General features: G+C 62.0%; 19 protein-coding genes and 2 pseudogenes. 10 read left to right on the forward strand and 11 right to left on the reverse strand.

The window, feature by feature from the left end; translation table 11 throughout:
- Positions 1-203 (forward strand): annotated as a pseudogene (locus tag L6637_RS39790) (LabA-like NYN domain-containing protein); the annotation flags it as partial.
- A gap of 796 nt (positions 204-999) precedes the next feature.
- Here L6637_RS39790 and L6637_RS42510 read toward each other — a convergent pair.
- Positions 1,000-1,116: pseudogene (locus L6637_RS42510) on the reverse strand (transposase); the annotation flags it as partial.
- A gap of 603 nt (positions 1,117-1,719) precedes the next feature.
- Between L6637_RS42510 and gmd the strand changes: the two are divergent.
- Positions 1,720-2,787, forward strand: coding sequence for a GDP-mannose 4,6-dehydratase (gene gmd / locus L6637_RS39800; protein ID WP_237874144.1), 1,068 nt, complete (start codon positions 1,720-1,722; stop codon positions 2,785-2,787).
- Between the two features lie 956 nt (positions 2,788-3,743).
- Here the strand turns inward: gmd and L6637_RS39805 are convergent.
- From L6637_RS39805 to L6637_RS39825, 5 genes are all read right to left on the reverse strand, one after another.
- Positions 3,744-3,971: a hypothetical protein gene (locus tag L6637_RS39805; protein WP_237874146.1), complete on the reverse strand. Its 228-nt coding sequence runs from the start codon at positions 3,969-3,971 to the stop codon at positions 3,744-3,746.
- Between the two features lie 11 nt (positions 3,972-3,982).
- Complete coding sequence (locus tag L6637_RS39810; RefSeq protein WP_237874147.1) at positions 3,983-4,162, reverse strand: hypothetical protein; 180 nt, start codon at positions 4,160-4,162, stop codon at positions 3,983-3,985.
- A 238-nt stretch (positions 4,163-4,400) separates the two neighbouring features.
- Complete coding sequence (locus tag L6637_RS39815; protein WP_237874150.1) at positions 4,401-4,628, reverse strand: hypothetical protein; 228 nt, start codon at positions 4,626-4,628, stop codon at positions 4,401-4,403.
- Positions 4,629-4,683: 55 nt separating this feature from the next.
- Positions 4,684-4,863 carry a hypothetical protein gene (locus L6637_RS39820; RefSeq protein ID WP_237874152.1) on the reverse strand — a complete coding sequence of 60 codons (180 nt, stop codon included), beginning with the start codon at positions 4,861-4,863 and terminating at the stop codon, positions 4,684-4,686.
- A 218-nt stretch (positions 4,864-5,081) separates the two neighbouring features.
- A complete protein-coding gene (locus L6637_RS39825; protein WP_237874154.1) occupies positions 5,082-5,687 on the reverse strand; it encodes a hypothetical protein in 606 nt (201 codons plus the stop codon).
- Positions 5,688-5,846: 159 nt separating this feature from the next.
- On the opposite strand from L6637_RS39825, the gene L6637_RS39830 reads away from it, so the two are divergent.
- The 6 genes from L6637_RS39830 to L6637_RS39855 all read left to right on the forward strand — a co-directional run bounded on the left by L6637_RS39830 (position 5,847) and on the right by L6637_RS39855 (position 14,213).
- A complete protein-coding gene (locus tag L6637_RS39830) occupies positions 5,847-7,112 on the forward strand; it encodes an NHLP bacteriocin system secretion protein (RefSeq protein ID WP_237874156.1) in 1,266 nt (421 codons plus the stop codon).
- On the forward strand, positions 7,105-9,270 hold the full coding sequence (locus tag L6637_RS39835) for an NHLP family bacteriocin export ABC transporter peptidase/permease/ATPase subunit (protein WP_237874157.1): 2,166 nt from the start codon (positions 7,105-7,107) through the stop codon (positions 9,268-9,270). Before L6637_RS39830 ends, L6637_RS39835 begins: the two co-directional genes overlap by 8 nt.
- Complete coding sequence (locus tag L6637_RS39840; protein ID WP_237874158.1) at positions 9,267-12,155, forward strand: NHLP bacteriocin export ABC transporter permease/ATPase subunit; 2,889 nt, start codon at positions 9,267-9,269, stop codon at positions 12,153-12,155. Before L6637_RS39835 ends, L6637_RS39840 begins: the two co-directional genes overlap by 4 nt.
- 263 nt (positions 12,156-12,418) lie before the next feature.
- Complete coding sequence (locus L6637_RS39845; RefSeq protein ID WP_237874159.1) at positions 12,419-12,598, forward strand: hypothetical protein; 180 nt, start codon at positions 12,419-12,421, stop codon at positions 12,596-12,598.
- Between the two features lie 55 nt (positions 12,599-12,653).
- On the forward strand, positions 12,654-12,881 hold the full coding sequence (locus L6637_RS39850) for a hypothetical protein (RefSeq protein ID WP_237874160.1): 228 nt from the start codon (positions 12,654-12,656) through the stop codon (positions 12,879-12,881).
- Between the two features lie 441 nt (positions 12,882-13,322).
- Positions 13,323-14,213, forward strand: coding sequence for an aldose 1-epimerase family protein (locus tag L6637_RS39855; RefSeq protein ID WP_237874161.1), 891 nt, complete (start codon positions 13,323-13,325; stop codon positions 14,211-14,213).
- Between the two features lie 4 nt (positions 14,214-14,217).
- On the opposite strand, the gene L6637_RS39860 is transcribed toward L6637_RS39855, so the two are convergent.
- Positions 14,218-15,066, reverse strand: coding sequence for an MBL fold metallo-hydrolase (locus L6637_RS39860; RefSeq protein ID WP_237874162.1), 849 nt, complete (start codon positions 15,064-15,066; stop codon positions 14,218-14,220).
- Positions 15,067-15,467: 401 nt separating this feature from the next.
- On the opposite strand from L6637_RS39860, the gene L6637_RS39865 reads away from it, so the two are divergent.
- The gene (locus L6637_RS39865; RefSeq protein WP_237874163.1) at positions 15,468-16,283 is read left to right on the forward strand and encodes a response regulator transcription factor; all 816 of its coding nucleotides are present in this window, start codon (positions 15,468-15,470) and stop codon (positions 16,281-16,283) included.
- A gap of 259 nt (positions 16,284-16,542) precedes the next feature.
- Here the strand turns inward: L6637_RS39865 and L6637_RS39870 are convergent, their stop codons facing one another.
- The 4 genes from L6637_RS39870 to L6637_RS39885 all read right to left on the reverse strand — a co-directional run bounded on the left by L6637_RS39870 (position 16,543) and on the right by L6637_RS39885 (position 19,413).
- Positions 16,543-17,337, reverse strand: coding sequence for a transglycosylase SLT domain-containing protein (locus tag L6637_RS39870; protein ID WP_249802205.1), 795 nt, complete (start codon positions 17,335-17,337; stop codon positions 16,543-16,545).
- A 69-nt stretch (positions 17,338-17,406) separates the two neighbouring features.
- Entirely contained in the window at positions 17,407-18,603 is a 1,197-nt protein-coding gene (locus L6637_RS39875; protein WP_237874165.1) for an alpha/beta hydrolase family protein, read from the reverse strand.
- Between the two features lie 93 nt (positions 18,604-18,696).
- Positions 18,697-18,999: a hypothetical protein gene (locus L6637_RS39880; RefSeq protein WP_237874166.1), complete on the reverse strand. Its 303-nt coding sequence runs from the start codon at positions 18,997-18,999 to the stop codon at positions 18,697-18,699.
- Between the two features lie 42 nt (positions 19,000-19,041).
- Positions 19,042-19,413, reverse strand: coding sequence for a c-type cytochrome (locus tag L6637_RS39885; protein WP_237874167.1), 372 nt, complete (start codon positions 19,411-19,413; stop codon positions 19,042-19,044).
- Between the two features lie 304 nt (positions 19,414-19,717).
- On the opposite strand from L6637_RS39885, the gene pgm reads away from it, so the two are divergent.
- The gene (pgm, locus tag L6637_RS39890) at positions 19,718-21,364 is read left to right on the forward strand and encodes a phosphoglucomutase (alpha-D-glucose-1,6-bisphosphate-dependent) (protein WP_237874168.1); all 1,647 of its coding nucleotides are present in this window, start codon (positions 19,718-19,720) and stop codon (positions 21,362-21,364) included.
- The last annotated feature ends 125 nt before the right edge of the window (positions 21,365-21,489 follow it).

The following is a 21,489-nucleotide window of genomic DNA, read 5'->3' on the forward strand; positions in this document are numbered from 1 at the left end:
CCGTGATCTCCACCATCGCCAGCCAGCCGCCGATGATCGCCGACGAGCTGCGCCGCCAAGCCGACGTCTTCACCGACTTGATCGAGCTGCAGTCCAAGCTCGGCCGCGACCCGTCCGAACGCGCGACCCCGCGTGAACGCGGACACGCTCCCAAATTTCTGCAAGATCCAAAGGGAAACGATCCCCTCTACAAAACGACCTAGGCGGCCGTCTCATTGGTCAGCTCGTTCTTTGTAAGGTCTCAGAGAGAAGGCCCCAGCTTTGGGCAATGATCGACAGCCGGCGTCGCTCACCTCAAGCCTTGGAGCCGGCAGCACTTAACCCTCCTCTAAGTTTCATGTTCCTAATTCCCCAGACACGCTGCATAATTCTTCCGGAATTTGAGCTGGTCATTTTATACGAGGTCTTTGCCATGTCCCCAGGCGTCGAAGATCTTCAGATGCTCCGTCTAATCAAAGCCTTCCAGAAACTTACAGGTCAAGACGCGCGACGGTTGGTCCTGAGTTCTGCTCGGGGAGGGAAAAGCTAGGCCGGACGGAGCACTAGGCCCGGGGAGTACGCTTTTTCACCTGCACGTTGAAGGACCGCTCAGCAATTCCAGTGGGGGAGCAAATGTTGACTGGATTTCTGATCGGGGTGTTAGCTTGTAGCGCTGCTTTAATCGCAAGTCGCGCACGGAAGCGCGTGCAAGCAACAACAATGGAGCATCGCGAATTCAAGACGAATATCTGGTCGCGAGACGTGGCGGCCACGGTTAGTGGGGTTGGTTCACAAGCGCCTCGAAGGTTGCATTTTCGTTTGGCCAACGATGGCGGACGGCGTGATGCGGATGTCGCGGGAAGTAACTGCTTGCCGCCCTTCTTGTTCGCGTTCGCTGTTGACCAGCTTGCTCGGGGTGTGCCCATCCGGGCCCGGCGGCCGCGGCTCCTTCGTGGCTTCACTGCAACCGGAATTAGGGTCTCGTCGATCAATGCGCCCCGCACAGCGCCAATACTCGCTCTAGGTGCAGGATCTCGGCGAACAGCTTCTCGTCGAGACGGCCCGGTGCGACGCCTCACGGAAGCGCCAGATCGTCGTATGATCAGGGATCTCGTCGCTAAGCACAAAGCCGCAGAAATCGTGGACCGAGGCGCATCGAGCGCTTCTTCAAGCTCCGGATCGGACAGCCCGTACCATTGCTGCAGCAGCAGTCCCTTGAACATCCTAGCCGCGGATAGGGTCGGCGAGCCGCGCTCCAGTCCGGAAGACCGCCCTGCATGCGCTCCACAGAATCCAGTCAGCCAATTCGCAAATCAGTCTCAGCACCGGGTTTCCTTTCCACCGTTGACGCGACACCAACGCGTGGGCGAAGCTCGGTCGCCCAACCTGCCCATACCACTCCAAGTCCCCTCTAAAGCCTGGTCCTAGAGAATCGCAGATCCACTTTGTGCAACGATCTTTCAAGTGGGAGGGGCCTCACCCCCGTCATGCTCGGCGGCGTATTTCGGCTCGAGTTTGTATCTCGATGAGGGGCGCACCACCGCAGCGGCGGACCTCGCGCTCAGTATCACTATTGTGCTTCTGGTCCAATCCGTCTCCGCGCTCCCAATATCCCGGTTTCGGCATCGTCCCTGGGGTTGACCCACGCTGGGTGATATGGCCAAGAGAAGGCAGGAATGCGCTTCGTTCGGCCCTCTGTGCGCATCCAAAAATTTCGATGCTGCGGGAACAAGGTTGGCCATGACTCAACGCATTGCTCTCATCACCGGCGTGACCGGCCAGGACGGCGCTTATCTTGCGGAACATCTGCTGTCGCTCGGCTATGTCGTGCACGGCATCAAGCGGCGCTCGTCCTCATTCAACACCGCGCGCGTCGATCACCTCTACCAGGACCCGCATGTCGGCCACGTGCCGTTCCTGATGCATTACGGCGACATGACGGATTCCACCAACCTGATCCGCCTGGTGCAGCAGATCCGGCCGACCGAAATCTACAATCTCGCCGCCCAGAGCCACGTCGCCGTCAGCTTCGAGAGCCCGGAATACACCGCCAACGCCGATGCCATCGGCGTGCTGCGCCTTTTGGAGGCGATCCGCATCCTCGGCATGGAGAAGGAGACGCGGTTCTACCAGGCCTCGACCTCCGAGCTTTATGGCCTCGTGCAGGAGATCCCGCAGAAGGAAACCACGCCGTTCTATCCGCGCTCGCCTTATGGCGTCGCCAAGCTCTATGGCTACTGGATCACGGTGAACTACCGCGAAGCTTACGGCATGTTTGCCTCGAACGGCATCTTGTTCAACCATGAGAGCCCAATCCGCGGCGAGACCTTCGTCACCCGAAAGATCACCCGCGGCGTCGCGCGGATCGAGCTTGGGCTTGAGCAGACGCTCTATCTCGGCAATCTCGAAGCCAAGCGCGACTGGGGCCACGCCAAGGATTATGTCGAGGGCATGCACATGATCCTACAGGCCGACAAGCCCGACGACTTCGTACTCGCCACGGGTGAGATGCACTCGGTGCGCCAGATGGTCGAGCTGGCTTTCGCGCAGGTCAGCCGCCGCATAGAATGGCGCGGCGCAGGCGTGGACGAAACCGGCATCGACGCGAAGACTGGCAAGACCGTGGTGAAAATTGATCCTACCTATTTCCGCCCAACCGAGGTCGATCTCCTCGTCGGCGACGCCAGCAAGGCGCGCGAGGTGCTGGGCTGGAAGCCGAAACGCACCTTTGCGCAGCTCGTCGCCGAGATGATGTCTAGCGACCTGGTGGAGGCCAAGCGGGACCTCGCACATGGCAAGCGCGTTTGAGGCGAAGGACGGAAGCGTCGTCGGCCAACGTGGCGGTCGATATCTCCTGCCAGAGTTGGCGCAGGAGGAAGTCGAGCCCTTAAGCTAAAGGGTTGCTCTAGCCAGCTATCCAGCCTGCCGCGAGGATGACGCCGCGGCCCAAAATGTAAAGCCACGGCCATAGCGACGCTGACGCTCACAAAGAAGCCCACGACGACGATATGGTCGTGCACTGATTTGTGATTGTTACGTATTTCCGAGGCGACGAGATCGGCTTCACGTTGCATTTTCCACGCACTCCAGCGGAAGGGAGGTCTTCAAGAGTGTGTGGTCCCAATATTGCAAGCCATTGACAACAAGACGCGGACCTCGCGGCGGCATCAAGGCGCAAGGGTGATTTGGGAACAAAAGCGCCGATGATGCGCGGGAGCGCCATATCGGGGGCAAATGTGAACCCAATCTAGTAGCGGTGTATGGCGTTCGATCCCCAGCTTCGGACAACGAGTCCAAGTAGGTAGCCGCTGCCAATGAGGGCGGGTTCTGGCTACCTATCGATGAGAAATACGCTAGAGTTCCAATACTTCGCTCTCTTAGGTGCGTTGATCAGCAGCCTCATCCTTTGAGATATCCTTGAGGTGCTCGACAAGCAGTTCGTTGATCATGGCTGCAACAGACATGCGCCTAGCTTTAGCAGCCCTCTCTGCTGCAGCTTTAACGTCGTCGGGACTCGGAGAGACGTGGCTGAATGTTTCGGCATGTCGCCACAAGCTTGTTTTCCGACAGCTACCCCTCATGCCCCACAGGGATTTGCTGCACAACGGGAAAGTTGTGAAAATTATTTCGCCGCGGGCTGGGCCGCGGAGCAGTATGTTGACGGTTCTGCTGATCAGGCTCGCGCTAGGAAACGTCAATCTAGCTGGAGGTGGCGGTCTACGTCTCTTCTGGTACTACAGACAAGGAAGGCTTTTGATCCATCCTCAGATGTTCAAAGCCTCGCATGGCGTCTCCTGAAAATGCTCGGGCCACTCGATTGGATTGCAGAAGAGACCCCGGTGCTCGATCTCCCTAAGTAGATTGTCGGCGCGGCGCTTTGCGGGCGGGCCCACGAGCCGGGCGCCGGATAAGCTGTCAGCTTGGACCTCCTGCCGGATGAATTCGTACATCCGCAGAACAAAGTGATCGGATAGGCCACCAAATTCGCTCATTGCCGATACGCCTAACTAAAATACCAGGCGAGAAGAATGTGAAGGGGCTGCCAGGCGACCCAACCGATCGCCGCGAACCAAAGGGCTGTAAAGAGAATGGCAGCTACGCCGAAACAAGCGGGAAAGACCAAATCAAATAGACCAGGTCGCTCGCGCGGCTCGGAGGCTTGATCTGCAGTTAAATCGGACATTCGGGTCTCCCTCTCGCAAGGACATACCGAACCCATTGAGCGTCGCAAGCCGTCCTGAAGATTAACCTGAGCAGTAAACCTTAATCGCTTTACTTTACTCCTCCGAGCTGAGTGCTGCTTCCGTTCGCTGCTCTTGGGGCTGCAGAGCCCGCAAATTAGCGAGCAGCCGCTTCTCTAAGTTGAAGAGGCCGCCAATCGATGCGGCCTCTAAACTCGCGAGCAGTTCTGCTTGGCGAACTCAGAAGGGCGGCTGCCCCGGTCCCGAGCCCGGGCCGAACGGGCCGCGCAGGTTGCCCGGGCCCTGCAAGCCGCCGAAGATCAGTCCGCCGACCCACTCGGCGGCATCCCTGATGGCGCCGCCGATGGCACGGAAGGCGTCTCCGAGCCAGTTGCCGCCGACAACCGCTTCGAGGTCCGCATCATTCAGTTCGATGATTTCAGGGTTGGCACGTTTTGGGTTCAGCATGTTGGCCGCTCCTTTTCAAATGTTGATGTGATGAAGGGTTTGAACGCTTGGTCTTTTAGCGGTGGAAGATGCCACCTGGCAGCCAGGGATTCGGGCCCATGGGCTGATGGGTCGTGATCTTCCCATCCACAATCCACGGCCCAATGCAGCCTCCGTCATTGATGAAGCCGCCGGACACGGAGCTCAATTCGCGGTCGTCCAACTCTCTACGGTCTTGATTGCTACGCTCGGTCATTTGTGTCTCCCGTTGTAGTGGAGGGTCTATCCCCTCTCATCTCGTGGCCACAGGAGTACCCCGGCCCGCGTGGATAGACCGTGAGAGGGGTCACACAGGTGCAATTGAGTGAAATTAGGGGGGCACCGCGTCCGACCTTGAGAGGGTCTTGAATCTCGTCAGACCGGTGGTCCTTTCTAACAATGACTTGAGCCAGCCGGGTCGTTGCGCCCAGCAGCTCAAAGCCGGGAGCGAATGGAACTCAAAATCCCAGTCGTCGCATCAACAACCTGAAGGGCCTGCTGGGATTTTGCCACCGCAACAGCCGATCGGGTGCATTGATCGGGAAGTTGCGCAATCTTTTTACGCTGGCTGGACAGAATATTGGCCGACTGCTCAATGGCAAACTTGACCACATCGCGCGTGGGGTCATTCTCGCCGACGTTGGTCAGCTCCTTCTCGATCGTAATCAGATACTCGTAACTTGAGAGCTCCTGGGAAATCTCGACCAGATTTTGCACGGTGGCTTTGACGCAATCTGCGTCCACAGCAGGAATGTCGGTCCGTTTGGAGGTTTGGACGAGGTCCGCCATCAAGCCGGCGAACATTGGCCTGAGATCTTCGACGCGCTTCAAGTCGGCGGGACTCAAGACACCGGCCACGCACATTTTCGTTGCGACCAGCAACCCCAAGCATGGCCACGCCAGTCGGGTGGCTATCACACGAACCGGTCCGGCACGTTTCACGCTGTCCGCTTGCCATATCATCGAGACGCTCGAATTTTCTGCGTCAACAAGCCCGCCGTCCTCAAGGCCGACAATAGCGCCGCACAATGGAACCCTCAATCCTATTCTTTCCATAAGCCTTGCACGCGCGCCGGGAATTCGGAACCGTTGTAGGAAAATCGTCTCCTATGTATCATTGGCGCGTGCGCCGGTCTTTTCAGGCCCATCTTTGACGAACTGAAAGTTATTGCGCCGAGATCGTTGCGAGGGATTTGAACCGTGACCGACGGCCCCGAACGTATTTTCCGTGCAAGCGCGTTGCAACGCGCGGCATCTCCGGACGAACTCGACCATCTCGTCGCGATTACCAAGCCGGCCGACTGGATCCTGGCCGTCGTCGTAACGGTCGCTCTGATTGCGGCGCTTATCTGGGGGATCTACGGCCGGATTCCCTCGCGCGTGTCGGGGCAAGGAATTCTGGTCGGTAGCGGCCGCGTTGTCGATGCAGTCTCTGCCGCGGAAGGGCGGCTCGCTTCGCTCGGCATTTCCGTCGGGGACCATGTTGAGCGTGGTCAGATCATTGCGCAGATCTCGCAGACCGACATCGAGCAGAAATACGCAAACGCGGTCGAGGCCTACAAAGAGCGCCAGCGTGAGCATGATGACATGGCCGGCAAGGTGAGGTCGGAGCTCGCCGTCAAGGCCGCCAATCTCGATAAGCTCGAGGCGGCCTTCAACAAGGTCATCGAGGCAACCGGGCAGCGCGTTCAGTCCCTGGACATCGACGTGAAGAATCTCGAGCAGCTCATGGCCAAGGGCCTGACGACGCGGAAGACGCTGGAGGATCGTCGTCTCGAGTTGACCGAGGCGCAGCAGCGACGAACGGACTCGCAGAACGAGATCCTCAAATTGCATGCGCAGCAATCCGACCTCGAAACCCAGCGCGAGCACGAATTGCAGCAGGCCGAATTCGCGGCCAACAACGCGCGCCGCGAGATGCAGGCACTCGCCGGGACCCTGGGGCGCAATTCGCAGGTCATCAGCCCGATCACGGGTCGCGTGCTGGAGATCAAGATATCGACCGGTTCGGTCCTCGCCGTCGGCACGGCGGTCGTCGCGATTGAAGATGAGGGCTCGAAGCTCGAGGCGGTCATTTATATCCCCGCCGAGCAAGGCAAGAGCGTCAAGCCAGGCTCTCAAGTGCGCATCGCGCCCAGCACCGTCAAGCGCGAGGAGTTCGGCATGATGATCGGGACGGTCTCCAGCGTGTCGGAGTTTCCCGTGACACCGCAGGGAATGACCGCGGTGCTTCACAACGATCAATTGGTCAAGGTGTTCTCCCACGACGGCGCGCCCTATGCCGTCACCGTATCCCTGGAAAAGGACGACTCGACGGCGAGCGGCTATCGATGGGCTGTCGGTCAAGGACCTCCGGTGCACCTGACCAGCGGCACGCTGGCCCAGGCCGAGATCACCACCCGGAATCGGCGTCCGCTGGATCTCGTTGTTCCTCTCATCAGGAAGCTGACTGGGATCGATGGATAGTTCTGCCAAGCCTAGTCCGGGAGTCAAGAAAACACCCACCGTCCTGCAGATGGAGGCGGCGGAATGCGGCGCGGCCTGTCTCGCCATGGTGCTGGCGCATTATGGCAGGTGGGTGCCGCTCGAGCAGTTGCGTGTCGAATGCGGCGTGTCACGCGATGGCAGCAAGGCCAGCAACGTCGTCAGGGCCGCGCGGCGCTTCGGCCTGTCCGCCAAGGGATTCCGGCAGGAAATCGCGACGCTGCGCGCGACGCCGACGCCCTGCATCATCCACTGGAACTTCAATCATTTCGTTGTTCTCGATGGGATCGATGGAAAGTTCGCCTACATCAACGACCCGGCCTTCGGGCGCAGGCGAATTGGCCTCGACGAGCTGGACAGGAGTTTTACCGGCGTCGTGCTCACCATGGAGCCGACGGCGGCGTTCATCGCGCAGGGAAGCAAGCCCGGCGGACTGCGCCTGTTGGTCCGCGAGCTGCGCGGCTCAAAGGCGGCAGTGGGGTTGCTCATCCTGCTCAGCTTCGTCATGGTCCTTCCGGGCCTCGTCGCCGCGAGCTTCTCGAAAATCTTCATCGACGACGTCCTGATCCAGCATCTGGACGGGTGGCTGCGTCCGCTCCTGGTCGGCATGGCCGTCACCGCTCTGATCCGCACGATCCTGACGCTGCTTCAACAATCATTGCTGTTGCGGCTGCAGACGAAGCTCTCGGTGGTGATGATCAGTCGCTTTCTCTGGCGGGTGATGGCGCTACCGATGGAGTTCTTCACTCAGCGCCACGCCGGCGATATCGCAACGCGCGTTGCGGCCAACGAGCAGATTGCGCGGCTGCTTGCGGGCGGCATTGCGGCCAACGTACTCAACCTCACCTCGGTCGTGTTCTTTGCGTTTGCGATGGTGGTCTACGATCCGTGGCTTGCCACGATCTGCGTCGCCCTGTCGATGCTCAACGTCCTATCCTTGCGCCTGTCGCACCGGCGCCGGGAGGACCTCAGCCGAGGGCTCTCGCAAGAGCGTGGAAAGTCTTTGGGAGCGGTGGTCAGCATCGTCAGGACCATCGAGACGATCAAGGCAAGCGGTCTTGAAGACGAGGCTTTCGGACATTGGTCCGGTGTCCACGCCAAGCTTCTCAATGCCGAGCGCGAGCTCGCCTCGTCATCAATCCTGCTCGATATGATCCCGACCCTCATCTCCGGATTGAGCATGACGGCGATACTTATCCTCGGAGGGCTGCGGGTGATCGAGGGCTCGCTGACGCTTGGCAGCCTCGTCGCCTTCCAGTCGCTGATGGCAAGCTTCTCGGAGCCTGTCGCAACGCTGGTCAATCAGGCCAGCGGCTTTCAGTTGATCCGGGGCGCCCTCGATCGCCTCGAAGATGTCTACAACTATCCACTGGGCGACAAGCCGAGCCGGCACGGATCTGAAAGACGCTTTCCCGCCAAGCTTGCCGGGCGCATCGAACTCAGGAATGTGCAGTTCGGCTATTCACTGCTTGAACCTCCCCTCATCTCCGAGCTTTCGATCAACATCAGCCCGGGATCACGCGTTGCGATTGTGGGCTCGTCCGGAAGCGGTAAATCGACGCTGGGACGCCTGATTTGCGGCCTCAACAAGCCTTGGGCCGGAGAGATAATGATCGACGGGGCTCTGCTTTCGGACGTTCCTCCCGAAATCCTCGCCAACTCCATCGCCTATGTGGATCAGGATATCTTCCTGTTCGAGGGCACAGTGCGCGACAATCTTACGCTCTGGGACCGGACTACGCCGGATGCCGAGCTCACCAGAGCCCTGAAAGACGGGCAAATCCAGGACGAGATCGCCATCAGGGCTGGCAATTACGACTCCTATGTGAGCGAGGGTGGAACGAATTTCAGCGGCGGGCAGCGACAGCGCATCGAGATCGCGCGCGCCCTCGTCGGCCGTCCCTCCGTTGTCGTTCTCGACGAAGCCACGGCTGCGCTCGATCCGGTCACCGAAAAGGCAATCGACGAAAATCTGCGCCGTACCGGCTGCACCTGCATCATCATCGCACATCGCCTGAGCACGATCAGGGATTGCGACGAGATCATCGTGTTGAGGCAGGGCAAGATCGTGGAGCGGGGGACGCATGAGAGCCTGCTGGCGCACCAGGGCGAATATGCGAGGCTGGTGTCCCAGGAATGATCCGTCCGGCTGAAAACATTGTGTCTGGTGCGAGCCTCGTCAGGTCGGCGGAATTCCCGATTGATATGACGCTCGATGGTCGCTGCCCCATTTTGCTCGATCACCACGGCTACGTGTTCGAGGTCGTTGCCGGTCATCTCGATATCTTCGCGGTCGATACCGACGAGGGCGAATACGGGAAGAGACACCATCTCTTTCGGATCGAAAGCGGCGACATCGTTGCCGATCTCCCGGAGATCGCCGTCTCAACGGAACGTGGCGCAGGCTTCATTGCAGTGGGGACCGAAGCCACGCGTGCGTCTGCACGGTCCAGATCCGATCTGCCTCCCGCGCAGGTCATGCGCTGGATCGAACGGCTCGCGCGCTTCGTCGCGGGGCCAGCACCGCTGTGGCAAATGCCCGAGCTGCCGGAAGGCAAGGCCGAACTTGCAGCGAACGAAGCTGGCCGCGGTCTCATGCGTGGTCTGCTGTGGCTGACCGTCGAGCGCGGCGACCTCAGATTGATGGGCATTTCCCCGCCATACGCAGCCGGAAGCCAGCCTCTGCCGCTCACATCAGGCTTGTGGGTCGAGGCGGGCGCGGAGGGCTGCGGCGTGGTCGCAGACGGCGCAATGCCGGCCGCGATCTGGCCGGCGGTCGATCAGTTTCACCAAAGCTTCGCTGCCTGCGTCCAACGCATTCTGGTTCACGAGAGGCAAAGCGAGAGCGAGCGGCTGATGAGCCGGAATGCACTCGCGGCGTCGCAGTCCATGGAAGCCTTCGATCGCCTCTCCGGCATTATCGTGCGGCGCTTCGATCATGAGGCAGCCGATGCATCCTATTCCGATCGACTTGCGGGCGCCTGCCAGCTCGTCGGAAGCGCGATGCGTATGCCGATCGCGATCTCTGGGCGGGCGGATGGCAGCCGGCAGGAATTCGCTGGGCTGACGCAGATCGCGCTGGATTCTCGGCTGCGGCTCCGGCAGGTTCTGCTCAGGTCGGACTGGTGGAGAACCGATGCAGGCCCGCTGGTCGGCTGGTTCGGCGAGAAGCGCGAGCCGGTCGCCCTGGTCTATGAGCCACGCCGTGGCTACGTGATGATCGATCCGCTGACGAAGGCGCGCCTGTCGGTCAATCGCAGCGTGGCGGCACAAATTGCTCCGGAAGCGGCGATGTTGTATCCACCGCTGCCGTCAAGCTCGCTGAAGTTCAGGGAGCTTTTGCAATTTGCCCTGCGCTATGCGCGTGGCAGCGGACTGCGTATCGCCCTGGTGGTCGTGGTGATCGGGCTTCTGTCCTTGGTGACGCCCTTCGTCACCAATTTGCTGATCAGTTCGATCATCCCGAGATCCGAACTCGACCAGCTGGTCTTTTGTGGCCTCGCGCTAGGCTTGACGGCCCTTTCGGTCGCCGGCGTCCAGGTCATGCAGGGCCTTGTCATGCTCCGCATGGAAGCCTTGATCGACTGGCGATTACAGTCAGCGATGATCGATCGCATACTCAGGCTGCCAACTGCCGTCTTCCGAAAATTCACGACGGGCGAGCTGGTCGACCGCGCGACGGGCATCGACGCCGCACGTCGTGCCCTGACGGGCCACGCGGTCCGCGGCATGATCGCCGGCCTTTTCTGCATCTTCAGCCTCGGCTTGATGATCTACTATAGTCCGAAACTGGCGCTGCTCGCGATTGGGCTGACATTCGTCAGGGCGGCCGCCATCATCTCGACCAACCTGCTGCGGCTCTATTTCGAGAACAAGCACTTCAACCAGCAGGGCAAGGTCAGCGGATTCGTCCTCCAACTGCTGACGGGTGTCGGCAAATTGCGGGTGTCCGGGGCAACCGGGCGCGCCCTCGGGATCTGGTCGAGGCAGTTCGCGACGCAAAAACAGTATTTCGTGTCGTCGCAGCTCGCCAGCAACGGCCTTGGCGCGTTCGAGACGGCATTTCCGACGATCGCGACGCTGATCATCTTTGGTTATGCGTCCTATTCGAACAGCAATCTGCTGACGGATCTCGGCAGATTCTTCGCCTTCTTTTCCGCCTTCGGGCAATCCATGGGTGCCGTCGGCTCCTGGGCGGGCGGCGTCAGTGAAGCGCTGATCGCGATACCGCCACTGCTCCGGTTGCGTCCCCTCATCGCCAGCCCGACGGAGATCTCCGACGACAGAAAGGCGCCGGGAGAGCTGTCGGGTTCGGTCGAGCTTGCGCGCGTTTCGTTCCGGTATCTGTCCAGCGGCCCGCTGGTGCTCGATAATGTCTCATTGAAGATCGCACCGGGCGAATATGTTGCGATCGTCGGGCCGTCCGGAAGCGGCAAGTCGTCCTTGTTTCGACTGCTGCTCGGTTTCGAGTGGCCGGAGTCGGGTGCGGTGTTCTACGACGGAAAATCAATCGAGACGCTGGATGTGAGTGCTTTGCGGCGGCAGCTCGGCGTTGTCTTGCAGAGCGCGCGGCTCGCGAATGGCAACATCTACGAAAATATTTGTGGTGGACTTCGGCTTCCGCTCGACCAGGTGTGGGACGCCGCCCGACTTGCGGGAATTGAGGAAGACATCAAGGCCATGCCGATGGGCATGCTGACCCAGATATCCGAAGGTGTCAGTACTCTCTCCGGGGGACAACGGCAGCGCATCATGATCGCGCGCGCCATCGCGCGACGGCCGCGCGTCCTGCTGTTCGATGAGGCGACGAGCTCACTCGACAATCGATCCCAGGCCATCGTCAGTGATGCGCTGGAAAATTTGAACGTCACCCGAATCGTCATCGCTCACAGGCTGAGCACCGTCAGGAATGCCGACCGCATCATCGTGCTGGTTGACGGCAAGATCGTCGAAGCAGGGACGTTCGAGGAATTAACCGCCGCAGCTGGTGCCTTTGCAGCGTTCGCGCAGCGGCAGATGCTTTGATCCGCCGCAGAGCCACTCTCTCACTCCCCAGAAGCAAGTCGAACCAGTGTTTAGGCCTCAGAGCCTAACTCAACGCTGGCCTTCCGGACCTGTACCATAATGGCGCCCGCTGGAACTGCACTGCGGAACCGGGCCTTCGTTTGCCCAAAAAATCCAGTCTCTGGGCTCTGTGACCCGCCTCACGGTGTTAGCGCGCGGGCCGCGGTACTCCTGTGGCCACGAGATGAGAGGGGATGGACCCTCCACAACAGCGGGAGACACAAATGACCGAGCGTAGCAACCAAGACCGTAAAGAGTTGGACGAGCGCGAATTGAGCTCTGTGTGCGGCGGCTTCATCAATGACGGAGGCTGCATCGGGCCGTGGATTGTGGATGGGAAGATCACGACCCATCAGCCCATGGGTCCGAACCCCTGGCTGCCCGGTGGCATCTTCCACCGCTGAGAACCACGCATTCAAACAATCCATCACATCCATCATTTGAAGAGGAGCGACCAACATGCTGAACCCAAAACATGCAAAACCTGAAATCATCGAACTGAACGATGCGGAACTCGAAGCGGTCGTCGGCGGCAACTGGCTCGGTGACGCCTTCCGTGCCATCGGCGGCGCCATCAAGGACGCCGTCGAATGGGTCGGCGGACTGATCTTTGGCGGCTTGCAGGGCCCGGGCAACCAGCGCGGCCCGTTCGGCCCCGGCTCTGGCCCGGGACAGCCACCGTTCTGAGTTCGCCAGCGCAGAGTAGCTTGCAAATTTGGAGGCCGCCTCGTTAGCGGCCTCTTTCGCTTCGACGGACGGTTGCTTCCGCTCGCCACTCGACGAAAGGCCGTTACCCCAGCGGCGCTCCAGGATGAATGGGTCCGCAAGCAACCGCTTCCGGGACTTCGGCCCAGCCAATATCGAAGAGCCGCCTGTAGTTCGCTTGTGCGCGTTTATCACCCTGTCCTTCCCTGTAGGACGTCGAGAAATTCCTGGTTCTCTCGTGTCACCACCGCTATCGCGACTGGTGTTTATCGAGCATTTCGGGTCTTTCGAATTGGACACCTCCCGGCTGTGTGCCATGCTTTCGCTGTTCATTTCCCTGATTGCAGGGAATAAGATAGGCGCTGATCCGATTTTTCCAGGATGGCGGAGTTGTCAAAGCGAAACTGGGAGTGACTGCGGATCGTGACCAATGGCGACGATTTTCACTGCATCCGCAGCGGCTCCCTCGCCGCGACCATCAAGGCACAGGGCGCCGAGATGTGCTCGCTCAGGCACAAGGACGGTATCGAATTCGTGTGGCAGGCCGAACCGGTCTGGCCGCGCCATGCGCCCTTGCTATTTCCGATCGTCGGGCGTCTCGCCAATGACGAATTGCGCCATCGGGGCAAGACATACCGGATGACCCAGCACGGCTTTGCGCGCGACAGCCGATTTGTATGGGGGGCACGTGAAGAGAACAGGTGCACGCTGGTGCTCGAAGACAGCGAGACGACACGCGAGCGATATCCGTTCGCGTTCCGGCTGACCGCGACCTATGCGCTCGATGATGCCGGTCTCGATCTCACACTCGCGGTCGAGAACACCGGCAACGAGACGCTTCCGGTGTCGCTCGGTGGCCATCCCGCTTTCAACTGGCCGCTTCAGGCTGGGATGCCGAAGGAAAGCTATGCGCTGACGTTCACGCAGGAGGAGCCGTCTCCGATTTGCCGTGTCGAAGGCGGGCTCCTGCTTGCGGCTGCGGATCCTAGTCCGGTTCAGGGCACTGTGCTCCCTCTGTCGGAAGCCCTGTTCACCAATGACGCCGTCATCCTCAATCCCGTCAACAGCTCTGCGGTCCGCTATGCGGCCGGGCAGGGCGCCGGGCCTTGGCTCAAAATGTCATGGCGCGGCTTTCGCGAGCTCGGAATCTGGTCGAAGCCGTCGGGCGCGCCGTTCGTCTGCATCGAGCCCTGGCGCGGTTACGCGAGCCCCGTCGGCTTTGACGGTGAGTTCACCGACAAGCCGGGCCTGATGCACATGGCGCCCGGCGCGGAGGAGCAGCTCTCGTTCCGGATGGAGGTCGGAACGGCGTAAGCTCTCAAACCTCGATGCGCGTGAGGTCTTCGCCGAGTACGACGGGACCCGCATAGTCCTGCCTGACGTCCGCGAGCAGCGCGTTCAGCATGGCATCGTCGGTGCGGGGACGGTGATGGGTCAGCGCCAGCTTCTTGACGCCGGCCTTGGCTGCGACCTTGCCGACCGTGTCACCGCAGGCGATCGTGTATTTCGCCAGCCGCCGGAAATGCTCATTGTCGATCTCCGGCGTCGCCAGAACGCAGACCTGCACGAGCAAGTCGGCGCCCTCCGCCAGCCGCTCGAGGCCGGGGCAGGGGACGGTGTCGCCTGAAATGGCAATGACCTTGCCTTCCGCTTCGAAGCGATAGCCGAGGCACATCCAGCGCGCGAGAAACGCCGGCGACATGTCGAGCCCATCGCCATGTGAAACGAGCTCGGCGCTGATCTTCCAGCGGCCGGTGTCGAGGACGGGGCCGGGAATGATGTCGGTCGCAACGACCGGCTTCCACCCGCCGAAAGTCGGCTCGCCCTGATCGCGCCAGGCGATGTCCTTGTCGTACACCTGCGTCACCAGCGTGTTGACGAGCCGTTCGGTGTCCGGAGGCCCAAAGATCCGCAGATCGTCCTTGCGCCCATCCATCCACGAATTGAGCATCACATCGTAGAGGTCGCCGATGTGATCGAAATGATGATGTGTGAGAAAGACCGTGTTGATGGCGCCGAGCGGCACACCGGCCTTGCTGAGCTGCACCATGACGCCGCGGCCGGCGTCGAACAGGATGTTCTCCTCACCGAGCCTGATCAACGTGGTCGTTGCCATGCGGCGCGGGTCCGGGCGCGGGCCTCCGGTGCCGAGCAGAATGACTTCCATGGCGTCTGTTCCCGCGTGAGGTCGGTCGATTGGTCACACTAGGATCGAAGATAGCAGCGCGGCAAGCTGCATCGGCCCCCGGAGCGCAGCGCTCGGCGCATGCCGGGATCCTGTCCGGCCCGCTCGACCAAACGTCAGGTCGCGCGCGACGAGAGCGCGTAGTCCAAGACGAAGGCTGAGGTCGAAGCCTTCCCGCGCGCTAGTCAGTGGTTGGATAGAAATTCGAATAAGCAGAATTTGTCGGTGCCGGAACCCGCCGAGTTGTTCTACTGGGATATCGATGCGCTGAATGAGAAGTGTGGGGCAATTCATAGTAAATACTTCAGTACCGTGACCTATATTGTTTGCGCGGCACAACACGCCTAGTATTCGGCAGTCAATTTCGGGGGCTCGAACAAGCCGTGAATGTTCGTTCACAGGACAGCGCATCACGCGGCCACTTGAATTTTCAAGCCCAGTCGCAGGCACACAGGACATCCAGCACCGTGGCTGATTCCACACTTCAGGAATTGCGGCCGGTCGGGCGCGAGCGGCTGATCGTCGTCGAAGACGATCCCGTGACGCGAACGATGCTGGTCGGTTACTTCAGCGAAAATAATTTCGATGTGGTCGGCGCGGGCACCTGCGCCGAATGCCGCCAGGCGCTACGCGCGCACACCGACCTCGTCTTCCTCGACCTGCAATTGCCCGACGGCGATGGCTTCGAGCTCGCCAAGGAGATCCAGGCGACCAGCAACGCCGGCGTCATCTTCGTGACCCGCCGCGACACCGACGTCGATCGCATCCTCGGCCTCGAGATCGCGGGTGATCATTACGTCACCAAGCCGATCAACCTGCGCGATCTCCTCGCGCGTGCGCGCAGCGTGCTGCGGCGGCGCTCGATCGACCGCAAGGCGGCGCGCAGCCACAATTCGATCGCCTTCGGCGACTGGATCATCGACCTGACGCGGCGCGAGCTGCTGGGCAGCGACGGCAAGCCGGTGGCGCTGACCCGTGCCGAGTTCGACCTGCTCGCTGCTCTTGTCGGCGCCGACGGGCGGCCGCTCAGCCGCGACTATCTGATCGAGGTCGTCAGCAACCGCCAGGCCGAGGTCGACATCCGCACGGTCGATGCGCTGGTGGCGCGGCTGCGCCGCAAGCTCGTCGGCAGCGGCACGCCTGTCATCGCCACCGTCACCGGCGTGGGCTACAAGCTCGCGCTCAGCGAGCGCCTCTAGGCACGAGTGATCAAGGGCACGTCGTGCCGGCCAAGGGCCGGCCGGCACCGTTTGCTTCAGCCGCTGAACCCGACCAAAAACCGGATGGCGATGAAGGTCGAGGTGGCCACGGCCGCCGTTGCGAAGATCGCAAACAAAACTCTCAAACTGTTGTGCATGGTCTTTATTCGGGGTTACGCAAAAAGACTGTTGGCTTAATCGCTGCAGCTGCCCCGAAAAGGGGAGCATCCGTAGTATTCCATCGACCATGACGGTCTCGTCAAGAGCCGGGTCCGCTTTGTGACGAACGACCGTTAACGCGAGGCCGTCGCTTCCACCTTGCCTCGATCCGGGCCTTGATGCGGCTGACCCTGGCCTCATGCGCGGCCCAAAAGGCCCGGCTTGCGGCGGCCGTGCCCCTGATGTAGCGGGCATAGACGTCCTTCGGCCGCGCCGCCCTGGGCTGCGTCCGCGGCTTTTCAGTTTTGGCTGAAGTTGTTGCCGGTACGGGGTCCGCCGCGGTTGCCGACGGTTGGACGGCCGCATCAGGGGTGATCGCTGCCGTCGAGCCCATCGCGAGCAGCCGGTTGCGGGCGCGATTGCAATAGACCTGCGAACGAGGGGTCATCTCTTCCTCGTCGTGGCTGGCCCGATATTTCATCAGCGTGCGGCAGAGGTCCCCGCCGGCGAGCCGCCATGCACGGCTGAGATGAAGCACACCGTAGTGGATGTTGATGTCAGGCTCGGCGAGCTCGGCGGCGTTTCCTTTGAACCCGAGCGTCGCCGCGGTTTCGAGCCGCAGCTGCATCAGGCCGAGCTCGCCGGCGCTGCCGACGACCGCCGAGTTGTAGCCGCTCTCGACGAAGACGACCGCCTCCGCAATGTCGGCGGGCAGATTGGTCCTCGCCGTCTCGCGCTCGATGATCTTGCGGATCTCGGCGCGCGACGTCACGGTTTCGCCGGCGCCGAGGTCGGCATCTTGAGCCCGCGCGCAGGTCGAGGCGGACAACAGCAACGCGGCCACGACGTGCGTCCACGTCGCGCTCGGATTTCGTCGTGCCGGGCCCCTCAGCATGGAGCCCGTCCTACATCTTTCGAGTTAACAACCGATGTGCCCGCCGACGCTCCCTGCGCGCCACGAGGGCTATCGCGCACGCGAGACCTGGTCCGTGGCCGTTCCCTGCGCGCTGCCGGAGGCGAGTTGGTCGTCGACCGCATAGAGCGTGCAGGTCGGCGACCATTTCATGCAGGCCGCGAGCGAATCGCGTTGCGCATCGTCCACGGTGTTGCGCCCCGAACGCCAGCCGTAGCCGCCATTCGGCGACACCGCGAAAGCCTTGTGCGGCATGGTGCTGGCGAGATAGCGCGCGAACTCGGCTTTCGCCGCGTCGTTGAAATGGTCCGGCGGCGGCAGCGGATCGGGCGCGCTCAGCGCGTCGTGGCCGAGCCCGCGCTCGCGCAGGAAGGCGTCGATGTAGGGCGTCCATTGCGGGCGGGCCACCACGGAATAGAGATAATGGCCGTCATCGCCGTAGGCCGGCGCCGCAATGAATTTCGCGTTGCCGCCGCCGGAGCGAAATCCGTCATAGAACCGGCGCGCCAGATCGGGCCCGAAATACAGGTCGTTGGTGGCGTAGACCCACAGCATCGGCACGCGCGAGGTCTTGCCGAAGGTGGCGAAGGCCTGCACGAGCCCGTCCGGATTGCAGACGTCGTCATCGTCGCGCGAGCCGCGGCCGCCGGCGAAGCTGATCGCGGCGACGAGGCCGCTCGGTGCCTGCGCGGTCAGCGCAACGGTGGCGAGCCCTCCGGCGGAATGGCCGGCCGCGATCATGCCTGACGTGGTGACGTCGGTCCGCCGGGCCATCGCATCGATCGTCGCGCGCAAATCCGCAACCGCGACCGCGGCCGCCGGCAGATAGGCGGCGTTGGTGCAGCCACCGACGCTGTCGACGCGTCCGCCGGGCGAGGTGCCATAACCGCGCCGCATCACGATCAGCGCGGCAAAACCGCGCCGGGCATATTCCAGCGCGATGCCGTAATATTTGTGCGCCGACATCGTGGCGCGGTCCTCGAAGCTGCGTGGTGAGCCGTGGCTGAGCAGCGCCAGCGGATAGCGCTTGGTCCCCGCGGGGCGGACCAGGAACGCTTCCAGCCCCTGCGGTCCGGCCTCCGCCATCGGGATGCGCAGGTCCTCGGTGTAGAACTGGGCGGCGCGCGCCGGTGCGCCGGCCAGGGTAAGGCCCAAGCCAAGGTCCAACACGCCAAGGCCCAACACGCCAAGACCCAACACGCCAAGGCTGGCGATCAGCAAGGACAGTAGCTTGCGCGAAAGAGCCATGGGACGATTCGAGGCGGTCGGAACACGCGAACCATAGCATGTTCCCAAGACCGCCGGCGCGGTCGGAGCTGGGAAAGACGCCGCCGATTGCCGTCAGCGCGTGATGGCAGGAGGGGAGGACGCTGCTGTGCTGTCCGATGCGGAGCTGTGGAGCGCCCGCTCGATCCGCCGCTTCACCTTGGCGAGGTCGTGATCCACCGCCGCATAGCCCAGCATCGGGTTGCGCTCGACGTCGGCCGCCCTGACATGGTCTGGCGACGGGGATGCCAAGGAACTGGCGAGCAGTACGGCCGCTGCGAAAATGATCATGCCTGCATTGACGGACCAAAATGCGGCCATTTGTTGCCGTGGTTGACCCCAAGGGCTTTTGGTGGCGTAGACCCACAGAATCGGCACGCGCGAGGTCGTTCGGATCGGTCTACCGTCCGCCCCGATCGTTCACTTCAGCGTCTGAAGATAGGCGATGACATTGGCCCGATCTGCGGGGTTCGGTAGCCCCTTGAAGAACATCTTGACGCCATGGACGTCGCCTCGGGGATCGGCGAGATAGGCCTCCAGCGCTGTCGGCGTCCAGGCTTCCTTGTTGGCCTTCATGGCATCAGAATAGGCGAAATCCGGAACGGCGGCAGGCTTGCGGCCGACGACATTCCAGAGACTTGGGCCGACCTTGTTCACCCCGATCACGGCCGCGTGGCAGTTCTCGCAGGTTCGCTGGAAGACGGCCTTCCCGGCGGCCGGATCGCCCTCCGCGGCGGAGGCGGACGATGCGGCGCCGGCCAGCATAAGCGTGAAAATCAAACGTCCAATCATGGTGATCGCCCCACTCACGGGATCTGCCGGTGAATCCTGCAAGTCCCCGCGCTCCTTCATCAAACGGGCAGCATCGTGCTCCACGCCAGGCAACGGCGTCCTTGTCCTGCATCAACCGAGACTCGGCACCAAAGTACGAGATCGCCCTGTGCAATTTCCGATGGATCGCTCCGTGGAGGATCGGCGTTGTCGATTGATCGTTGACCGGGGCGTGGCATCTGACCGGTCCGCCAATTGGCTTGGCGGCGGGACGGCCGATGCTATGGTGGGCTGCAATCTGTTCAGGACAGGACGAGGATATCCAGTGGCTGATGTTCATCCCGCGGCGGGCAAGCTGGTTTCGCCGGACGCGCTCGCCAACATTCCGCGGCTCGTGACCGCCTATTTCGCCGGCAAGCCGGACGCGGCCGACCCGGCGCAGCGGGTGGCGTTCGGCACGTCGGGCCATCGCGGCACGTCGTTCAAGAACACCTTCAATGAAGGCCACATCCTGGCGACCACGCAGGCCATCTGCGACTACAGGAAAGAGAAGGGGCTGACCGGTCCGCTCTTCATCGGCATCGACACCCATGCGCTGGCCGAGCCGGCGCTCGCGAGCGCGGTGGAGGTGTTCGCGGCGAACGGCGTCGAGGTCATGATCGACAAGGATCACGGCTACACACCGACGCCCGTCATCTCGCATGCGATCCTGACCTACAACAAGGGCCGCGCCAGCGGCCTCGCCGACGGCGTCGTCGTCACGCCCTCGCACAATCCGCCCGAAGACGGCGGCTACAAATACAATCCGCCGCATGGCGGCCCGGCCGATACCGACGCGACCTCGGTCATCGAGAAGCGCGCCAACGCCTATCTCGCCGATGGGCTGAAGGGCATCAAGCGGATCGACTATGCCAGGGCGCTGAGATCATCGACCGTTCATGGCTATGACTACATCACGCCCTACGTCGCCGATCTCGGCAACGTCGTCGACCTCGAGCTGATCAAATCCGCGGGCGTCAACATCGGCATCGATCCGCTCGGCGGCGCCGCCGTGCATTACTGGCATCCGATCATCGCGCGCTACGGGTTGAAGGCGACCGTGGTGAACGAGGCGATCGACCCGACCTTCCGCTTCATGACGGTGGACTGGGACGGCAAGATCCGCATGGACTGCTCCTCGCCTTACGCGATGGCGAGCCTGATCGCGATGCGGGACCGTTTCGACGTCGCCTTCGCCAACGACACCGATGCCGACCGACACGGCATCGTCACCTGCACCGGCGGGCTGATGAACCCGAACCATTATCTGGCGACCGCGATCTCCTATTTGTTCGCGCATCGCCCCAATTGGGGCAAGGATGCCGCGATCGGCAAGACCGTGGTGTCGAGCTCGATCATCGACCGCGTCGCCAAGAAGCTCGGCCGCAAGCTGGTCGAGACGCCGGTCGGCTTCAAATGGTTCGTCGATGGTCTCCTCACGGGCGGCTTCGGCTTCGGCGGCGAGGAGAGCGCAGGGGCCTCGTTCCTGCGCCGCGACGGCACGGTGTGGACCACCGACAAGGACGGCATCATCCTCGGTCTGCTTGCCGCCGAGATCATGGCCAAGACCGGCCGCGATCCGAGCCAGCTGTTTGGCGATCTCACCGCCGAATTCGGCATGCCCCATTACGCCCGCATCGATGTCGCAGCGACCGGGCCGCAGAAGAACATCCTGAAGTCAGTCACGCCCGAGCAGCTCGGCCTCAAGGACCTCGCCGGCGATCCGGTTCGCTCCACGCTGAGCAAGGCGCCCGGCAACGGCCAACCCTTCGGCGGCATCAAGGTCGAAACGGACCACGGCTGGTTCGCGGCGCGCCCCTCGGGGACGGAGGACGTCTACAAGATCTACGCCGAGAGTTTCCGCAGCACCGAGCACCTGAAGCGGATTCAGGAAGAGGCGCAGGCCGGGCTCGCGAAGGTGTTCGGGGCTTAACTGCCGACGCGCAGCGCTGACGCTTCTCCTCCAAGGAGGGCTTGCCGTATCGACAGGTGTCATCGCCTGCCTTGTGCGCGCTTGCGTACTGGATTCCCCGCTTTCGCGGGAATGACAGCGAATCA

It is taken from the genome of Bradyrhizobium zhengyangense (assembly GCF_022012435.1).
Lineage (GTDB): Bacteria > Pseudomonadota > Alphaproteobacteria > Rhizobiales > Xanthobacteraceae > Bradyrhizobium > Bradyrhizobium zhengyangense.

Coding starts and splice junctions, on each gene's coding strand:
- L6637_RS39810 (WP_237874147.1), bottom strand. CDS start 4,162: ATGTCCGATTTAACTGCAGATCAAGCCTCCGAGCCGCGCGAGCGACCT.
- L6637_RS39805 (WP_237874146.1), bottom strand. CDS start 3,971: ATGAGCGAATTTGGTGGCCTATCCGATCACTTTGTTCTGCGGATGTAC.
- L6637_RS39845 (WP_237874159.1), top strand. CDS start 12,419: ATGACCGAGCGTAGCAACCAAGACCGTAAAGAGTTGGACGAGCGCGAA.
- L6637_RS39875 (WP_237874165.1), bottom strand. CDS start 18,603: ATGGCTCTTTCGCGCAAGCTACTGTCCTTGCTGATCGCCAGCCTTGGC.
- L6637_RS39885 (WP_237874167.1), bottom strand. CDS start 19,413: ATGATTGGACGTTTGATTTTCACGCTTATGCTGGCCGGCGCCGCATCG.
- L6637_RS39850 (WP_237874160.1), top strand. CDS start 12,654: ATGCTGAACCCAAAACATGCAAAACCTGAAATCATCGAACTGAACGAT.
- L6637_RS39820 (WP_237874152.1), bottom strand. CDS start 4,863: ATGACCGAGCGTAGCAATCAAGACCGTAGAGAGTTGGACGACCGCGAA.
- L6637_RS39870 (WP_249802205.1), bottom strand. CDS start 17,337: ATGCTGAGGGGCCCGGCACGACGAAATCCGAGCGCGACGTGGACGCAC.
- L6637_RS39860 (WP_237874162.1), bottom strand. CDS start 15,066: ATGGAAGTCATTCTGCTCGGCACCGGAGGCCCGCGCCCGGACCCGCGC.
- L6637_RS39815 (WP_237874150.1), bottom strand. CDS start 4,628: ATGCTGAACCCAAAACGTGCCAACCCTGAAATCATCGAACTGAATGAT.
- L6637_RS39840 (WP_237874158.1), top strand. CDS start 9,267: ATGATCCGTCCGGCTGAAAACATTGTGTCTGGTGCGAGCCTCGTCAGG.
- L6637_RS39835 (WP_237874157.1), top strand. CDS start 7,105: ATGGATAGTTCTGCCAAGCCTAGTCCGGGAGTCAAGAAAACACCCACC.
- gmd (WP_237874144.1), top strand. CDS start 1,720: ATGACTCAACGCATTGCTCTCATCACCGGCGTGACCGGCCAGGACGGC.